Raw genomic sequence first — 17,227 nt, 5'->3', positions numbered from 1 at the left:
ATTCAGCGGCGTGGACATCGTGGAGCGAGCGTCTAAGGCCACAAAGGTCGTTGTCGTCACCGTGGTGAGGGGCATCATTCGTGCTCCTTGCGCGGCGCGGCCAGCACAGGGTGGGCGGTGCCACCGCTGCCGGGGGCGTGCGAGATGGGCGCCACATGTGTGCCGTGCTCCACCAGCGGGCGGTTGCCGGCCAGCTTGCGCAGCAGCACGTAGAACACGGGCGTGAGGAACAGGCCGAAGGCCGTCACCCCGATCATTCCGGAGAACACCGCCACGCCCATGGCGCTGCGCATTTCGGCACCGGCACCGGTGGACAGCACCAGGGGCAGCACACCCATCACGAAGGCCAGCGAGGTCATCAGGATGGGGCGCAGCCGCAGGCGGCTGGCTTCGATGGCGGCCTGCACGGGGGTGCGCCCGGCAAACTCCAGCTCTCGCGCAAACTCCACGATCAGGATGGCATTCTTGGCCGACAGCCCCACCAGCACGATGAGCCCGATCTGCGTGAACACGTTGTTGTCGCCCTTGCTCAGCCACACCCCGGTCATGGCCGCCAGGATGCCCATGGGCACGATCAGGATGATGGCAATGGGCAGCGTCAGGCTTTCGTACTGCGCGGCCAGCACCAGGAACACCAGCAGGATGGCCAGCGGGAACACCAGCACGGCGGAGTTGCCGGCCAGGATTTCCTGGTAGGTGAGCTCGGTCCACTCGAAGGTGATGCCCTGGGGCAGCGTCTCTGCGGCAATGCGCTCGATGGCGGCCTGGGCCTGCCCCGACGAGTAGCCGGGTGCAGGGCCGCCGTTGATGTCCGCGGCCAGGTAGCCGTTGTAGCGCATGGCACGCTCGGGGCCGAAGCTCGGCTCCATCTTCATCAGCGCCGACAAGGGCACCATCTCGCCGGTGGCAGAGCGCACCTTGAGCAGGCCCACGTCTTCAGCCCGCGCGCGGTAGGCCGCATCGGCCTGCACACGCACGCTGTACGTGCGGCCGAACTGGTTGAAGTCGTTGGCGTACAGGCTGCCCAGGTAGATCTGCAGCGTGTCGAAGATGTCCGTCACCGGCACACCCAGCTGGCGCGCCTTGGTGCGGTCGATGTTGGCGTACAGCTGCGGGACGTTGACCTGCCAGCTGCTGAAGATGCCGGCCAGCTCGGGCGTCTGGTAGGCCTTGGCCATGAAGGCCTTCACGGCGCCGTCCATGGCCTGAAAGCCCAGCGACGCGCGGTCTTCGATCTGCAGCTTGAAGCCGCCAGTGGTACCCAGGCCCGCCACGGGTGGCGGCGGGAACATGGCGATGAACGCATCCTGGATGCTGCCGAACGACTGGTTCAGCTGCCCTGCCACGGCGCCGCCGCTCTGGTCCGCGCGGGTGCGCTCGGCAAAGGGCTTGAGCGTGGCGAACACGATGCCGGAGTTGGAGCTGTTGGTAAAGCCGTTGATCGACAGGCCCGGGAACGCAATCGCGTCTTCGACGTTCGGGTTCGCCTTCATGATCTCGCCCATGCGGCGGATCACGTTCTCGGTGCGGTCCAGCGTGGCGCCGTCGGGCAGCTGGGCAAAGCCGATCAGGTACTGCTTGTCCTGTGCGGGCACGAAGCCGCCGGGCACGATCTTGAACAGGCCCACCGTGGCCCCCACCAGCGCGAGGTAGATCACGAACATCAGTGCCTTGCGGCCGATGACGCGCTTGACGCCGCCGCTGTAGGCCTCGGAGCCGCGGTGGAACAGGCGGTTGAAGCCGCGGAACAGGCCACCGAACACCTTGTCCATGCCACGCGTGAGCGCGTCCTTGGGCTCGTTGTGGCCCTTGAGAAGCAGTGCGCTGAGCGCAGGCGACAGGGTCAGCGAGTTGATCGCCGAGATCACCGTGGAGATCGCAATCGTGACCGCGAACTGCTTGTAAAACTGCCCCGTGAGGCCGCTGATGAACGCCAGCGGCACGAACACGGCCACCAGCACCAGCGCAATCGCGATGATGGGGCCGGACACTTCACGCATGGCGCGGTAGGTGGCCTCGCGCGGGGTCAGGCCCGCCTCGATGTTGCGCTCGACGTTCTCCACCACCACGATGGCATCGTCCACCACGATGCCGATGGCCAGCACCAAGCCGAACAGGCTCAGAGCGTTGATTGAAAAGCCCAGCAGGTGCAGCACCGCGAACGTGCCCACCACCGACACCGGCACGGCCAGCAGCGGGATGATGGACGCGCGCCAGGTCTGCAGGAACAAAATCACCACCAGCACCACGAGGGCGATGGCTTCGAGCAGCGTGTGGATCACAGACTTGATGGACGCACGCACGAACTGCGTGGGGTCGTACGCAATGCGGTACTCCACACCTTCGGGCATGTTCTTCTGGATCTCGTCCATGGTCTTGCGCACGTTGGACGAGATGTCCAGCGCGTTGGAGCCCGGCGCCTGGAACACGCCCATGCCCACGGCGGGGTCGTTGTTGAGCAGCGAGCGCAGCGAGTAGTCGGCCGCGCCCAGCTCCAGGCGGGCGATGTCGCGCAGGCGCGTCACCGCACCGTCGGCACCGGTCTTGACGATGATGTCGCCGAACTCTTCTTCGGTCTGCAGACGGCCCTGGGCGTTGATGGACAGTTGCAGGTCCACGCCCGGCAGGCCGGGCGATGCGCCCACGACGCCAGCGGCGGCCTGCACGTTCTGGCCGCGGATGGCGGTCACCACGTCGCTGGCCGAGAGGCCGCGCTGCGCGACCTTTTGCGGGTCGAGCCAGACACGCATGGAGTAGTCGCCGCCGCCGAAGATCTGGACCTGGCCCACGCCGCCGATGCGGGCGAGGCGGTCCTTCACATTGAGCACCGCGTAGTTGCGCAGGTAGTCGATGTCGTAGCGGTTGTTGGGCGAGACCAGGTGGACCACCATGGTCAGGTCGGGCGCGCTCTTGACGGTGGTGACGCCCAGGCGGCGCACTTCCTCGGGCAGGCGCGGCTCGGCCTGCGAGACGCGGTTTTGCACCAGCTGCTGGGCCTTGTCGGGATCAGTGCCCAGGGCAAAGGTCACGGTCAGCGTCATCACGCCGTCGGTGGTGGCCTGGCTGCCCATGTAGAGCATGCCTTCCACGCCGTTGATGGATTCCTCCAGCGGCGTGGCCACGGTCTCGGCGATCACCTTGGGGTTGGCGCCCGGGTACTGTGCGCGCACCACCACGGAGGGCGGTGCGACTTCAGGGTATTCGGAGATGGGCAGACCGCGCAATGCGATGAGCCCCCCGAGGAAGATGAGCACCGACAGCACCCCGGCGAAGATGGGGCGGTCGATGAAAAAGCGGGATAGATTCATGGATGCAAATTCCTTGGGTCCGTGGCGCTCAGGCCGCTGGCGACTTGGCTGCGTTCTTGGCTTCCTTGCGATCACCCGCAATCTCGGCCTTGGCGGTCATGGGAACCGACTGGGGCGCCACCACGGCACCGGGGCGCACGCGCTGCAGGCCGTTGACGACGATGTTCTCGCCAGCCTTGAGGCCTGAGGTGACCACGCGCAGGCCGTCAATCGGCGCGCCCAGGGTGACCTCGCGGTACTCGGCCTTGTTGCCTTCGCCCACCACCATCACGAACTTCTTGTTCTGGTCGGTGCCCACGGCACGCTCGTTGATCAGCAGCGCTTGCGTGTTGCGGGCCTGGCCCATGCGGATGCGGGCGAACTGGCCGGGCATCAGGACACCGTCTTCGTTGTCGAACACGGCGCGCACACGCACCGTGCCGCTCTTGGCATCCACCTGGTTGTCGATGAGCTGCAAGCGGCCGGCGTGCGGCGTACCGCCCGTGGTGCCGGTGCCCATCTGCACGGGGATGCGCTCGATGAGCTGGCGCGCGCTATTGCCACGCTGGCCGCTTTGCAGGTCGGCCAGGGCCTTCACCACGATCTGCTCATCGGTATCAAAGCTGGCGTAGATAGGGCTCACGGACACCAGCGTGGTCAGCACGGGTGCGCCCGCGCCAGCGGCTACCAGGTTGCCCACGGTGACCTCGATGCGGCCTACGCGGCCCGCGACAGGGGCGCGCACCTGGGTGTAGCCCAGGTTGAGCTTGGCGGTCTGCAGCGCGGCCTGGGCGGCGCGCAGGTTGGCATCGGCCTCACGCTGTGCGTTCAGGCGCTCGTCGTGCTCGCGCTGGGCAATGGCTTTTTCTTCGAGCAGGCGTGTGGCGCGCTCCAGTTCGCTGCGCGTGTACGACACACGGGCTTGCGCGGCCACCACCTGGGCTTCGGCGCGGTCCACCTCGGCGGCGTAAGGAGCGGGGTCCACCGTGACCAGCAGGTCGCCCTGCTTGACCAGCGAGCCTTCGCGAAAGTGCACGGCCTGCACAGCGCCCGAGACACGGGGTCGCACATCCACACGCTGCACGGCTTCGAGGCGGCCGGAGAACTCGTCCCACAGGGCGATGTCTTTTTGCAGTACGGCCGCCACCGACACCGGCATGGCCGGTGGCGCAGCAGGGGTGCCATCGGCCTGGGCAACAGGCGCCTGGAACACAAGGATGATGGCGGCCACGGTGGCCGTCACTGCGGTGGCAAGGGTGGCCAGGCCCAGCGGGCGGCTCTTTGAGAAAGGATTGGAGTTCATGGTCGTTTCAATCGTTAAGGCTTCCCTTGTGGGGCGAGCCGGTGGAGGTTTTTTGCCACACCCCGGTACGTGGGCGTTGTGCCGACAGGTGTCAGGGCCGTGGATGGAGGGGCAGTCTCGGCAATGACACGGTGGAAAAGTCAAGGCCCCGGCAGCGCACCACCGGGCCATGTCCATACCGATGTCAGAAGACGTGGCTGCACTGCGTGTTGTGACAGCCGTGGTTGCGGAGCGGCGAGTGGCCCCATGGTTTTTTCATGCTGTGATTTCCTCCGTATCTATCGTTGACATCAATCGCCCCTGCCTGCCGTCTGGGCCCAGGCGGGCACGGCTTGCAGAAATGCGTGGACAAGGCTTCTCCCTCCGGCACGGTGAGGCCGGAAAAATCAGCGTTGAAAACCAGGTGGTTGGCGGGAAGGCCGCAGTATCAAACCTCAACCAAAGTTGAGGTCAACGACTTTCTGCGGCCCGGGTTGCTGGGAACAAACTCTCAGGAAGGCACCGGACATCGGGTGGCTTCAAAAAACAGGCGGAATTGCTCCTGCGCACCCGCTGCGCAAGGGCATTCGTTTTGCCCTGTCTGCAACAAGGCATCGGGCCACTGCGCCGTTTTGGAGAAAACATGGCGGGTGACCTGCAGGCCTGCGGCCTCCAGCCGGGTGGCGTAGGCCAGCGCTTCGTCGTGCATCGGGTCGGTGTCGCCCACCAGCACCAGCGTGGGTGGCAAACCTGCCAGGCGATGTGCAGCCCCGGGCACGGCGTAAGGATGGTCTGCATCACGCGGGCTGCGCAGAAAATTGCGCCAGCCTTCGGCCCATTTGCAGCCGGTGGCATTGCCCGTGGCTTCGCGCAGTGAGGCCGTGCCCACACACGGGTCCAGCATGGGCGAGAGCAGGATCTGCCCGGCCAGCGGCGGGTGCGACTGGTCGCGCGCCATCAGACCCACGGCGGCGGCCAGGTTGCCACCAGCTTCCTCACCGGCGAGGTAGACCAGCGCACCTTGCCCGCCGAGCTTGGTGCGGTTGCGGTGCACCCACTTGAGAACGTCATAGCCCGTGTCCACCGGCTGCGGGAACGGGGTGAGCGGGTAAGCCACCGACACCACCACGGCCCCCACGCCTTCCAGCAGCGAGGCCACGGTGCAGCCGGTGTCCAGGCCTCCCGAGGTGAATGCGCCACCATGAAAATGCACCACCACCGGCGACGCCTGGCCACTCTTCTTGCGCCCATACATGCGCACGGCCACATCCCGCCCCTTGGTCACTTCAATAGTGGAGTCGGAGCACACGGAAGCAGCCTTACCCCCTTCGGAGGGCTTGGCAACGGGCGGCAGAATGAAAGATGGCGAGGAAGGATGGTCGGGCTGCATGGCATGTACCCAGTAAATTGACGATGGATGAAATGTAGTGGCTTGCGTCTTTCAGATAAACAGGTCAAACACCACCGCACTGTTTCCAAAAGCTCAACAATCGCAGGGTGGCGGGCATGTGAGAATTCCTCAGCACCCACTGGTGGGTGCTGTAGTTCCAGATTCAAGGAGAAGCCATGGACCAAATACAGGCCATGCGCATATTCGTGCGGGTGGTAGAGGCCGGCACGTTCACCCGGGCGGCCGATTCACTCTCGCTGCCCAAAGCCACGGTGACCAAGCACGTGCAAGCGCTGGAGGAGCGCCTGCGCGTGAAGCTGCTCAACCGCACCACACGCCGTGTGACGGTGACGCCCGACGGCGCGGCCTACTACGACCGCACCGTGCGCCTGCTGACCGACCTGGACGACATCGAGGCCAGCATGACCAACGCGCGGGCGAACCCGCGCGGGCGCCTGCGCATCGATGTGGGTACGGCAGTGGCGCAATTGCTGCTGATACCGCACCTGGCGGATTTCCACGCGCGCTATCCGGACATCCAGCTCGACCTGGGCGTGAGCGACCGCATCGTGGACCTGATTGGCGACAACGTGGACTGTGTGATCCGGGGCGGCGAGTTGAGCGACCAGTCGCTGGTGGCGCGGCGCATCGGCAATCTGGAATTCATCACCGTCGCATCGCCAGACTACCTGGCCCGCAAGGGCACACCCGCGCATCCACTGGAGATTGAGGAAAAGCACACCAGCCTGCTGTATTTCTCGCCCCATTCGGGCCGGCACTACCCACTGGAGTTCCGCAAGGACACCGAGTCCATCGATATTTCAGGGCCCTACCAGTTGAGCGTCAACGAGGCCAATGCGTACGTGACCTCCCTGGTGGCAGGCCTGGGCATTGGCCAGATCACGAGCTTCCAGGCCGAACGGCACCTGAAGAGCGGGGCACTCGTGCAACTGCTGCCTCAATGGACGCAGCCCGTGCTGCCCGTGTACGTGGTCTACCCACCCAACCGCCACCTGAGCGCCAAGGTGCGGGCATTCGTGGATTGGGCCGCTGAACTGTTCCGCAGCGAGGCCCATCTGCAGCGGTCCGGGTGAGACGCTGCGGCCCTGCGGCTTTATGCTTGGGGCCATGAACGCCAACGAGCCCACCCCCATACCTGGTTCACCCGTCACCGAAGGCGCGCCCGCCGCTCCAGGCACCCCAGCCCCCCCAAGCCCTGCTGGCGCCCCGGCCAAGCAGCCACGCAACCCGCTGCACGGCGTGACGCTGGAAGCCATGGTGGTGGGACTGGCAGACTACTTTGGCTGGGACGAACTGGGGCAGCAGATCCCCATCCGGTGCTTTCAAATCGACCCCAGCGTGGGCTCCAGCCTCAAGTTTTTGCGCAAGACCCCCTGGGCGCGCGAGAAGGTCGAAAGCCTGTATCTCTTCATGCTGCGCGACCAGAGGCGCAACGCGCAGGAGTGACCGGCCGCGTGCCTGCGCCGCGCCACGGTCACCTTGCCCCGGCTCAGTCGCCCGAGGTCACCAGGAAATCGCGGCTGATGCCGCCCCCGAGGTCGTTCACCCGGTCCAGGAACTGCGTGAGGAAAGCGTGCAGGCCCGTGGCCAGGATCTCGTCGATGCGGCCGTACTGCAAGTCGGCCAGCAGGCGCCCCGCCCTGCGGCTGGTTTCGGCGGACTGCCCGTTGGCCAGCACGGCCAGGTTGTCCACCACCTCGCGCAGGCACGCGTGCAGCGAGCGCGGCATGTCGCGGCTCAGGATCAGCAGGTCGGCCACGCGGCCGGGCGTGATCACGTCACGGTATACCTTGCGGTACACCTCGAAGGCCGACACGCTGCGCAGGATGGCGCTCCAATGGTAGAAATCGCTCTCCTGGTTGCGGTCGCTGGCACGGCCAAAAAAATCATTCTTGACTGCATGGAACTTCACATCCAGCAGGCGCGCGGTGTTGTCGGCGCGCTCCAGGAACGTGCCCATGCGCAGGAAGTGAAAGGCCTCATCCTGCAGCATGGTGCCCAGCACCACGCCCCGTGAGAGGTGCGAACGGTACTTCACCCATTCAAAAAACTGGCCCGGGTCACGCTCGAAGGCATCGCCTTCAAGCTGCCGGTGCAGTTCCAGCCAGGTCTGGTTCTTCGTCTCCCACACCTCGGTGGTCAACGCGCCCCGCACGGCCCGTGCGTTCTCGCGCGCTGCGCGCAGACAGGACAGGATGGACGAGGGATTGGTCCCGTCGCGCACCATGAACTCCAGCACACGGGCAGGCGTTACCTCGCCGTGCTTGGCGGTATAGGCGGGGATCAGCTCACTGATGGACAGCAGCCCTTCCCAGCCTTTTTGCGCGACATCGGCAGCCTGCGGCAGCAGCGATGTTTCGTAGCTCACATTGAGCATTCTGGCAGTGTTCTCCGCCCGCTCGGTATAGCGGGACATCCAGAACAAATGGTCGGCAGTGCGGCTCAGCATGCGGCCTCCTTCATCGAACAGGGCAGAGAACCCCGCACGTGCTGCGCACGCACGCGGTGTTGTATCGAAAGCCCCATGGCATGGGGCTTTTCCGCCCGCTCCGTGGTGCGAGACATCCAGAACAAGTGGTCGGCGGTGCGGCTCAGCATGTTCAGATGCTCCCTTGCGATTGACTTTGCGACTGGCCCTGACCCTGGCCCTGCGACTGGGATTGCACGGCCTTGGGTTGCGCGGCAGGCGCACCCTCGCCCAGCACCCAGGTGTCTTTGGTGCCCCCGCCCTGCGACGAATTCACCACCAGCGAGCCTTCCTGCAGCGCCACACGCGTGAGGCCCCCAGCGGCCATCTGCACCTCGCGGCCGCTGAGCACGAAGGGGCGCAGGTCGATATGGCGCGGGGCGATGCCGCTTTCCACATACGTGGGGCAGCTCGACAGGCTGAGCGTGGGCTGGGCGATGTAGCCCGCCGGGTTGGCCAGCAGCGCGCGGCGGAAGTCCTCGATCTCGGCCTGCGTGGCGGCCGGGCCGATCAGCATGCCGTAGCCGCCCGCGCCGTGCACTTCCTTGACGACCAGGTCCTTCAGGTTCGCCAGCACATGCTGCAGGTCGTCCTGCTTGCGGCACATCCAGGTGGGCACGTTCTTGAGGATGGGTTCCTGCCCCAAGTAGAAGCGAATCATCTCGGGCACATAGGGGTAGACCGACTTGTCGTCGGCGACACCGGTGCCCACTGCATTGCAGATGCCCACGTTGCCTGCGCGATAGGCCTCCATGAGGCCATGGCAGCCCAGCGTGGAATTGCGGCGGAACACCTGCGGATCGAGGAAGTCATCGTCCACGCGGCGGTAGATCACGTCCACCCGCTGCAGGCCGCGCGTGGTGCGCATGTAGACGAACTTGTCTTTGACGACCAGGTCCTGCCCCTCGACCAACTCCACACCCATCTGCTGCGCAAGAAAGGCGTGCTCAAAGTACGCGCTGTTGTGCATGCCAGGCGTGAGCACTACTACCGTCGGCTCGTCGGCCGCAGCGGGGGCACTGGCGCGCAGGGTCTCGAGCAGCATGTCGGGGTAGTGGGCCACGGGCGCCACCTTGTGCAAGCTGAACAGGTCGGGGAACAGCCGCATCATCATCTTGCGGTTTTCGAGCATGTAGCTCACGCCGCTGGGCACGCGCAGGTTGTCTTCGAGCACGTAGTACTCGCCTTCGCCCTTTTCATTGGGCGCTCGAACGATGTCGATGCCCGCGATGTGCGCGTAGATGTTCTGCGGCACCTGCACACCGGCCATCTCGGGCCGGTACTGCGCGTTGTTGAGGATGAGGTCGGCGGGCACGATGCCGGCGCGGATGATGTCCTGGCCGTGGTACACGTCGTGGATGAAGCGGTTGAGCGCCGTGACCCGCTGCACCAGCCCTTGCTGCATGCTGCTCCACTCATGGGCTGGAATGATGCGCGGGATCAGGTCAAACGGAATCAACCGCTCGTTGCCCGCGCCGCCCTCGTCCTTCGCGCCATAGACGGCGAAGGTGATGCCCACACGCCGGAAGATCATCTCGGCTTCGGCCCGGCGGGCCTGCATCACATCAGGGGGCTGTTTGCTCAACCACTGCGCATAGCGCTTGTAGTGTTCCCGCACATCGCTGCCATCAAAAGGCAGCATGGCGTACATCTCGTCAAATTTCTGCATGAACTGGCCTCCTGGTAACAGGATAGCAAGTTGCGCGCCCACACTTCCGAAACAGCCATCCATGGAGCTGCGCCATCCCGTCCGATCACTCCGTCCGGGGTGCCATCTGATGTTGCCAATACCGTCGGCCCGTATCGCGCTCGCACCCCACCGCTGCAGGCGTTGACGACGCCCACGTCGCGGCGCCGCAGCGTGAAGACTCCACCACCTCAACGCCGCGCGCACGGTAGCGCTGCAACACTTCGGGGGCCGGATGGCCAAACCGGTTGCGGTACCCGGCTTGCACCAAAGCAGTGCGTGGCTGGACAGCATCCAGAAACGCCGGCGATGACGATGTTTTGCTGCCGTGGTGGGGCACCAGCAGCAGGTCGGCACGCAGCGCCGCACCGTGCGCCAGCAGGGCCTGCTCCTGCGGGGTTTCGATGTCACCCACCAGCAACGCCACCGGCGCCGACGCCACCGCCCCGCTGGCCGCGATGCGCAGCACACAGCTCAACGCATTGGGGCGCAAGGTGCGCGCAGCCACCGCGTCGTCCGGCTGCGGATGCGGGTGCAGCACCTCGAAAACGACACCATCCCACTCCCAGCGCTGGCCCACCAGGCAGGGGCGAACCGGGCGCAGAGCCTGCAAGGTGTGCTCGGCCTCGATCGACCCCACCAGCTCGGCATGCGGCTGCTGCGCCAGCACCGCCGCCGCACCGCCCGTGTGGTCGGCATCGCGGTGGCTGAGCATGAGTATGTCCACGCGCTCCCCCAGTGCCCGCAGCAGCGGCACGAGCACGCGGTGGCCCGCGTCGCTCTCGCGGCTGAAACGCGGCCCCGCGTCGTACAGCAGCGTGTGGGTGGCGGTGCGCACCAGCACCGCGTTGCCTTGGCCGATGTCGGCGGCCAGCAATTCAAACTGCCCTGCCGCCGGGCGCACCGGCTGCCACCACAGGGCGGGCCACAGCAGTGGAAGTGCCAGCAGGCGCAACCGCCAGGGCAGGCGTGTGGCCAGCAGCGCGCCCCCCGCCACGGCCAGCATGCCCGCCCACAACGGCGCTGCAGGCAGGAAGACCACGGCCCAGGGCCACTGCGCCAGCCATTGCAGCAAGCTTGCCAACGGCTGCAGGCTGAGGGCGGCCAGATTCCACAAGGGCGCCCACAGCACGCCACCCAGAGCCAGCGGGGTGACCACCAGGGTGACCCAGGGAATAGCCACCAGGTTGGCGGCAAAGCCCACCACGGACACCTGGCCAAACAGCAACAGGGTCAGGGGCGTAAGCGCCAGCGTCACCACCCACTGCTCCCGAATTAGTGCATAAAAATGGTTGCTGGCGCTTGATGGATAAGCGCTAACAGCTACCGTATTTGTAGCAAACAAAATACCCACCGCGACAAAGCTCAGCCAGAAGCCCGCCTGCGCCAGCGCCCACGGGTCTGCCACCACCACGGCCGCACATGCCCACAACCACACCTGCGGCCACGGCCAGCGGCGGCCGCTGAGTTGCAGCACGGCAATGGCGGCCAGCATGATCACGGTGCGCTGCGCGGGTACACCCCAGCCGCTGAACAGCGCGTAGGCCGCTGCCAGCACCACCCCGGCGGCCAGTGCTGCCGAGGGCGCGGGCACCGCCAGGCACAGCCGGGTGGAGCGCCGCCACAGCACCCCCACCATCAGCGCAGCCAGCCAGGCAAACAAGGTGATGTGAAGCCCCGAGATGCTCATCAAATGCGCCACCCCCGTGGCGCGGAACACATCCCAGTCGGCGCGGTCGATGGCGCGCTGGTCACCCGTCACCAGGGCCACCACCACACCCGCGATACGCGCGCGGGCCGGGTCGTCGCCATTCACATCGCGGGCCAGGCGCTCCAGGATCGCATCGCGCACCGACTGCCGCACCCGCTCCACCGGATGCCGCCAGGTCGCGGCCAAAAGCTCTGGCGGCTCGTCTTTGGGCCCCGCGCGCACGTAGCCCGTGGCCTGCACGCCCTGCTCCCACATCCACAGCTCGTAATCAAAACCATGCGGGTTGCGCAGGCCGTGCGGCGCTTTGAGGCGCACTGTCAGGGCCCAGCGGTCACCGGCTTTCAGGGCTGGCGGGGGGCGCTGCAGGTCCAGCGCCCCTGCCGCATCGCGGAACGGGCCACCGTACCAGGCCACGTCGATGCGCGGCGGCAGCTGCACCGGGGCACCGCTCAGGCGCGCGGCCTCCACGTCCACGCGGATGCGGGTGCCAGCCTCGTTGGTCTGGGGCATGGCCGCCACCACCCCGGTCACGCGGATGTCCTGGCCTTCCAGCGCGGGCGCGAGCCCGTGGCCCGCATAGTCCACTGCGCGCAATCCACACAGGGCGAACATCGCCAGCACCCCCGCGCCCAGCGCCAGCGCTGCGGCCGGCGCAGCAGCCCCTGTCGCTACCGCACGGCGGCTTCTGGAGGCTGCCCGCGCGCACCAGCCCACCACACAGGCGGCCACCAGGATCACCCCATAGGCCCCTCCTGGCCACAACGCCGGCTGCTGCAGCTGCAGCGCTGCCCCGAAAACCGCGCCCAGCAGCCACGCGGGCAACCGCCAGGGCGTGGCGGCGGCCACCGCAGGGCTTGCATCGACCACGCTACCGTCCGGGCCCGTGTGGACGGAAGAAACGGCATTAGAGGCGCTTATGGCGGGCATGGGCTGATGCTAATGCGGCTCCAGGGGGCTGGCCGCTGGATTCTGCACACCGGGCTGTGTAACACTCGCGGCCATCCGGGCGCGGCCGGGCGACCCAGCCACCCAGCTACCCCTGCGGGCCTTGTCGGCATTGCGGACATCGGTCAGTGCCCACCCTTCACCTTCACGTCACACCAAGGAAGACCATGAGCGTTTACGACAAGCTGAAAGAACTCAACATCACCCTGCCGCCGGTGTCGGTGCCCGCTGCCGCCTATGTGCCCTATGTGCAAACGGGCAATCTGGTGTTCCTGTCGGGCCACATCGCACGCAAGGACGGCAAGCCCTGGGCCGCCCAGTTCGGTCGAGATATCGGCACGGAAGAAGGCAAGGAAGCCGCACGCGCGGTGGCCATTGATCTCATGGGCACGCTGCAGGCAGCCTGTGGCGGCGACCTGAACCGCGTCAAGCGCATCGTCAAGGTCATGAGCCTGGTGAACTCCACGGGTGACTTCACCGAGCAGCACCTGGTGACCAACGGCGCCAGCGAACTGCTGGGCCAGGTCTTTGGCGAAAAGGGTGTGCACGCCCGCAGCGCTTTTGGCGTGGCGCAGATCCCCATGGGCGCCTGCGTGGAAATCGAGCTGATCGCCGAACTGGCCTGACAAACCACGCGCTCCACAAAAAACCCCAGGGCATGGTTGCCATGGGGTTTTTGTTTTCCGCGCAAGGCGGCGGTGGATGGAGCCTCCCGCCCCCTGGCAGACCGCGCGTCAAAAAGTCAGAAGGATTCCCAATCCTCTTCCGCCCCCTGGGCCACCACCGGCTTGCGGCCGGCGGGTACAGGTGCGGCAGATACCTTGGCCACCGCCGTGGCGGAAACGGGCGCCCTGGCCACGGCGGGGCGGGCACCGTGCCCCGCCGTCTTCGCGCCTGAACCCGTTGCGGGCCGTGCGGACGCAGCTGGGGCAGCTGGAGCGGCGGCGACAGGTACCTGCGGCCGCTGGGCAGCCGTGGCGCGCGCCGCACCAATGGCCGCCTGCGCAGGCCCATAGCTGGCGGCATTCACCTTGAACATCGACACCTCGCGCGCAAGGTGGTCCGCCTGCTCGCGCAGGCTCTGGGCAGCGGCGGCGCTCTCTTCCACCAGCGCCGCATTCTGCTGCGTCATCTGGTCGAGGTTGCTGATCGCCTTGTTGACCTGGGAGACGCCAGCACTCTGCTCGGACGATGCCGCCGTGATCTCGCCAATCATGTCGGTCACGCGCTGCACCGACTGAACGATGTCGGTCATGGTGGTGCCAGCGTCCGACACCAGCCTCGACCCCGTTTCCACCTTTTCCACTGACGCGCTGATGAGCTGCTTGATCTCCTTGGCAGCCTCGGCGCTGCGCTGGGCGAGGCTGCGCACCTCGCTGGCCACCACGGCGAACCCCCGGCCCTGCTCGCCTGCACGCGCGGCCTCCACGGCGGCGTTGAGCGCAAGGATGTTGGTCTGGAATGCAATGCCATCAATCACGCCAATGATGTCCGCAATCTTCTTGCTGCTGTGGTTGATGTCCTCCATCGTGGCCACCACCTGGGTCACCACCTCGCCGCCCCGGCGCGCCACGCCGGTGGCCCCCGCCGCCAGGCTGCTGGCCTGCTGGGCACTGCCTGCGCTTTGCTGGATGGTGCTGGTGAACTGCTCCATGGCGGCAGCCGTCTCCTGCAGGTTGCTGGAGGTCTGCTCGGTGCGGGCCGAAAGGTCATGGTTGCCGGTGGCGATCTCGGCGCTGGCGATGGCAATGCTGTCCGTGCTCTGGCGCACCTGGTGCACCATGCGCCCCAGCGCGCTGCTCATGGTGTAGAGCGAGCGCAGCAGGTCGCCAAATTCATCGCCCCGGGTCACAGACTCCTGCATGCTCAGATCACCGCCCGCAATACGTTCGGCCAGCCCGTTCGCCTGCGCAAGCGGCCGCTGGATGCTGCCAATCAGGTAGTAGGCCCCCACGATGATGGCCAGCAGCAGCAGGCCCACGGCAACAGCCGCAATCTTGACGGTAAGCATGCGCGATGCCGCCATCTCCTGCTGCTTGGCGACCGCACCCTGCTGCTGCTGCTGCACAAAGTCGCGCAGGGTTTGCAGGTAAGTGGCCACGGCCGGGTTGTAGGACTGCTTGACCAGGGCCACGGCCTGGTCCTGTTGCCCGTCCGCCTTGAGCTTGCGGGCCTGGCCGCGCAGGTCGATCATGGCCTTGCGGGCTTCGGCGATCTTGGCCATCTGCGCCTTGTCGGCATCGGACAGCGCCATGGCCTCCAGCGACTTCTGCACCTCGCTGATCTGCGCGCTGGTGGCGGCAATCACGTCCTTGAATTCGGCCTCCACCGCCGCATCGCTGCTGACGATGAGCGCCTGGGTCCGTGCGGCGTTGGTTTCGGTGAGGCCCGACCATCGGATCGCCGCCTGCACGCGCGCCTCGCTGTCCCGGGCTACCGCATCGGCCTGGGCTTGCACTTTGACAGACCGGTAGCCTGAGAACCCCACCACGGCGACGAGCAGAACCACAATCAGAATCACCGCCAGCCAGAGCTTGTGAGCCATCCGAAAGTTCGTGGGCATGGTTGTCTCCTGAAGCGTGTGTTTGCGTACAGATGTTGCGCGCTTTTGCACGATTGCACAAACTCTGTCACAACACATCAGGGTCTGCCCTGCCTGCACTGCCCCATCAGGGGCCACGCGTGGAGCCATGCCAGCGGCAACATCCATCCACCATTGGGCTGGGGCGAATGCACCCAGCCCCATCACCAGCGCAGTGCCTCACGAAAAAATCTGTGCCGATCAGGGCGTCGATGTCCACGACGGCCCCCATTGGCCCACATTTCGCGCGCCGACAACACCCTACCGTGGTCGGGTTCCCGTGCAGCGGCGAAGCCATCAAACTGGCCTGATCCATTTTCAAAGGCCAATGACTCCATGACTTCCTGCAAGCTCCACCGCACGTGCCTCGGCGCCACCCTCCTGATCGCATTGGGCCTGTCTGGATGTGCCGCCACCATCAGCCAGGAGGGCCTGGAGCAGCGCACCTCCGTGGCGATTGGCCGCCAGGTGGGCGCCTTCACCATCACCCACAAGAGCGAAGAAACCGGCGGGCGCATCAACTACACCGCCAAGACCACCGACGGGGCCACCTACCAGTGCTACATGTACTCGGCCACGGGGTTCCAGAAAGCCATGTCGTTCGGGCAGACTCCGAATTCGGATGCCATCTGCACGCCGATGGCCGGCAAGGCGGCAGCACCTGCGGCCGCCTCGGCCTCCTGCAACGCGCTCAGCAAAGCCGCCGGCAAATGCTGAAGCCTTGATCCGGACAGGGCAACCGGCCGTCAGGCCGCGGTTCCCAGAAAGGCCTCGAAAAGCGCCAGCTCCTCGTCCAGCGCGCGCCAAAAACCCGCATCGCGTGGAGGCCGGCCAGCCACAAATCCCAACTCGTGCCGCAGTTGCCCGCGCTCCACGCGCAGGTTCGCCCAACCCACCATCTGTTCCCCCCACAGCACGGGCAACGCATAGTGGCCCATGGTGCGCCTGGGGGCCGGCACATACGCTTCGAACCGGTACACCCAGCCCCACAGCATCTCGAAACGGCGGCGGTCCCAGACCACGGGATCGAACGGTGCCAGCAGCCGCACTCCCGGGTCTGGCCGATGGCGGCGTGAGACCGGGTTTTCGTTGGCGGGCCAGAACCAGGTCGTTCCGCCCACCACCGCATGACCGTAGCGCAAATGCGCGGCCTTGGCCACCGCGCGCGCCTCGGCCGCCAGTTGCGGCGCGCCGTAGCGCAGCAGCGTGACCAGGTAACCCAGGCTGGAGGCGGGCAACGGGGCGTACAGTGCCACGATGCGATCGACCAGGGCTTCGGCGCGCGCCAGGCGCGCGGCGGGGCTGGCATCCTGCGCGGGGTGCTCCATCGGCGCATACACCCGGGTGCCCGATTCGCGGCGGCACACCCGCAGCCAGCCATGGTGGTGCATGGCATCCAGCAGGCGGGTGCTCGCGTTGAGCTCTCCGCCCCAGTAGCCCGCCACGCGGCCGTGGTGTGCAAACGCCTCGCTGACCTCACGTGGGTGCACCACGCCCCGCTCCTGCACAAACGCCAGCACCTCGCGCGCACGCTCGGTGGTCACGGCATCCCAGGGCCGGCGCGGCGTGCGTGGATGCAGCAGCGCCAGCATCTCGCGCGAGACGAAGCCATAGTTGACGAAAGCGTCTTCCTCGATGCCCAACCGCTCATAGCGGCGCTCCAGGTCCCCTGCGCGGTATCCGCGCACCCGCATGCGCAAAATCAGATCCTGTGCCCGTGCGGGCGCCCGCATCGGGTCGGCCTGCACAAAACCAAGCTTGCGAATCGCGCCGGGCAGCGTCAGTGGTTTGAACAGGCTGCGCGCAATCGCGTAGCGGCGCAGCTCATCCAGCGTGGGTGAGTTGCGCGCCACACC

General features: G+C 66.4%; 13 protein-coding genes. 4 read left to right on the top strand and 9 right to left on the bottom strand.

The window, feature by feature from the left end; all coding sequences use genetic code 11:
• Positions 1 to 74: 74 nt before the first annotated feature.
• The 3 genes from ARADN35_RS0116485 to ARADN35_RS0116475 form a co-directional block, all read right to left on the bottom strand.
• Positions 75 to 3,308 carry an efflux RND transporter permease subunit gene (locus ARADN35_RS0116485; protein ID WP_010464033.1) on the bottom strand — a complete coding sequence of 1,078 codons (3,234 nt, stop codon included), beginning with the start codon at positions 3,306 to 3,308 and terminating at the stop codon, positions 75 to 77.
• Positions 3,309 to 3,336: 28 nt separating this feature from the next.
• Entirely contained in the window at positions 3,337 to 4,590 is a 1,254-nt protein-coding gene (locus ARADN35_RS0116480) for an efflux RND transporter periplasmic adaptor subunit (RefSeq protein WP_010464032.1), read from the bottom strand.
• Positions 4,591 to 5,080: 490 nt separating this feature from the next.
• The gene (locus ARADN35_RS0116475) at positions 5,081 to 5,959 is read right to left on the bottom strand and encodes an alpha/beta hydrolase (RefSeq protein ID WP_010464031.1); all 879 of its coding nucleotides are present in this window, start codon (positions 5,957 to 5,959) and stop codon (positions 5,081 to 5,083) included.
• 176 nt (positions 5,960 to 6,135) lie between these two features.
• Here ARADN35_RS0116475 and ARADN35_RS0116470 point away from each other — a divergent pair, with 176 nt between their 5' ends.
• Together ARADN35_RS0116470 and ARADN35_RS28385 are read left to right on the top strand one after the other, a co-directional pair.
• Positions 6,136 to 7,053 (top strand): LysR family transcriptional regulator, encoded by a 918-nt coding sequence (locus ARADN35_RS0116470; RefSeq protein ID WP_010464030.1) that lies wholly within the window; start codon positions 6,136 to 6,138, stop codon positions 7,051 to 7,053.
• 34 nt (positions 7,054 to 7,087) lie between these two features.
• Entirely contained in the window at positions 7,088 to 7,426 is a 339-nt protein-coding gene (locus ARADN35_RS28385; protein ID WP_010464029.1) for a VF530 family protein, read from the top strand.
• Between the two features lie 43 nt (positions 7,427 to 7,469).
• Here the strand turns inward: ARADN35_RS28385 and ARADN35_RS0116460 are convergent, their stop codons facing one another.
• The 4 genes from ARADN35_RS0116460 to ARADN35_RS0116450 form a co-directional block, all read right to left on the bottom strand.
• The gene (locus tag ARADN35_RS0116460) at positions 7,470 to 8,429 is read right to left on the bottom strand and encodes an alpha-E domain-containing protein (RefSeq protein ID WP_010464028.1); all 960 of its coding nucleotides are present in this window, start codon (positions 8,427 to 8,429) and stop codon (positions 7,470 to 7,472) included.
• Complete coding sequence (locus tag ARADN35_RS28810) at positions 8,423 to 8,578, bottom strand: alpha-E domain-containing protein (RefSeq protein ID WP_010464027.1); 156 nt, start codon at positions 8,576 to 8,578, stop codon at positions 8,423 to 8,425. The genes ARADN35_RS0116460 and ARADN35_RS28810 overlap by 7 nt, the downstream gene beginning before the upstream one ends.
• A 2-nt stretch (positions 8,579 to 8,580) precedes the next feature.
• Positions 8,581 to 10,116 (bottom strand): circularly permuted type 2 ATP-grasp protein, encoded by a 1,536-nt coding sequence (locus tag ARADN35_RS0116455; protein WP_010464026.1) that lies wholly within the window; start codon positions 10,114 to 10,116, stop codon positions 8,581 to 8,583.
• A gap of 85 nt (positions 10,117 to 10,201) precedes the next feature.
• Positions 10,202 to 12,772 (bottom strand): DNA internalization-related competence protein ComEC/Rec2, encoded by a 2,571-nt coding sequence (locus ARADN35_RS0116450; protein WP_029414094.1) that lies wholly within the window; start codon positions 12,770 to 12,772, stop codon positions 10,202 to 10,204.
• Positions 12,773 to 12,957: 185 nt separating this feature from the next.
• On the opposite strand from ARADN35_RS0116450, the gene ARADN35_RS0116445 reads away from it, so the two are divergent.
• Positions 12,958 to 13,416, top strand: coding sequence for a RidA family protein (locus tag ARADN35_RS0116445; protein ID WP_010464024.1), 459 nt, complete (start codon positions 12,958 to 12,960; stop codon positions 13,414 to 13,416).
• A 116-nt stretch (positions 13,417 to 13,532) separates the two neighbouring features.
• Here ARADN35_RS0116445 and ARADN35_RS0116440 read toward each other — a convergent pair whose 3' ends face one another.
• Positions 13,533 to 15,353, bottom strand: coding sequence for a methyl-accepting chemotaxis protein (locus tag ARADN35_RS0116440; RefSeq protein WP_010464023.1), 1,821 nt, complete (start codon positions 15,351 to 15,353; stop codon positions 13,533 to 13,535).
• 354 nt (positions 15,354 to 15,707) lie between these two features.
• Between ARADN35_RS0116440 and ARADN35_RS0116435 the strand changes: the two genes are divergently transcribed.
• Positions 15,708 to 16,088 carry a hypothetical protein gene (locus ARADN35_RS0116435; protein WP_010464022.1) on the top strand — a complete coding sequence of 127 codons (381 nt, stop codon included), beginning with the start codon at positions 15,708 to 15,710 and terminating at the stop codon, positions 16,086 to 16,088.
• 29 nt (positions 16,089 to 16,117) lie between these two features.
• Here ARADN35_RS0116435 and ARADN35_RS0116430 read toward each other — a convergent pair whose 3' ends face one another.
• A complete protein-coding gene (locus ARADN35_RS0116430; RefSeq protein ID WP_010464021.1) occupies positions 16,118 to 17,224 on the bottom strand; it encodes a DNA glycosylase AlkZ-like family protein in 1,107 nt (368 codons plus the stop codon).
• Positions 17,225 to 17,227: the final 3 nt, after the last annotated feature.

Origin of the sequence: Acidovorax radicis N35 (genome assembly GCF_000204195.1) — a bacterium.
In the GTDB taxonomy this organism is placed as follows: Bacteria; Pseudomonadota; Gammaproteobacteria; order Burkholderiales; family Burkholderiaceae_C; genus Acidovorax; species Acidovorax radicis.
The sequence above is the reverse complement of the archived record's forward strand: the minus strand, read 5'-3'. Positions and strand labels throughout refer to the sequence as shown.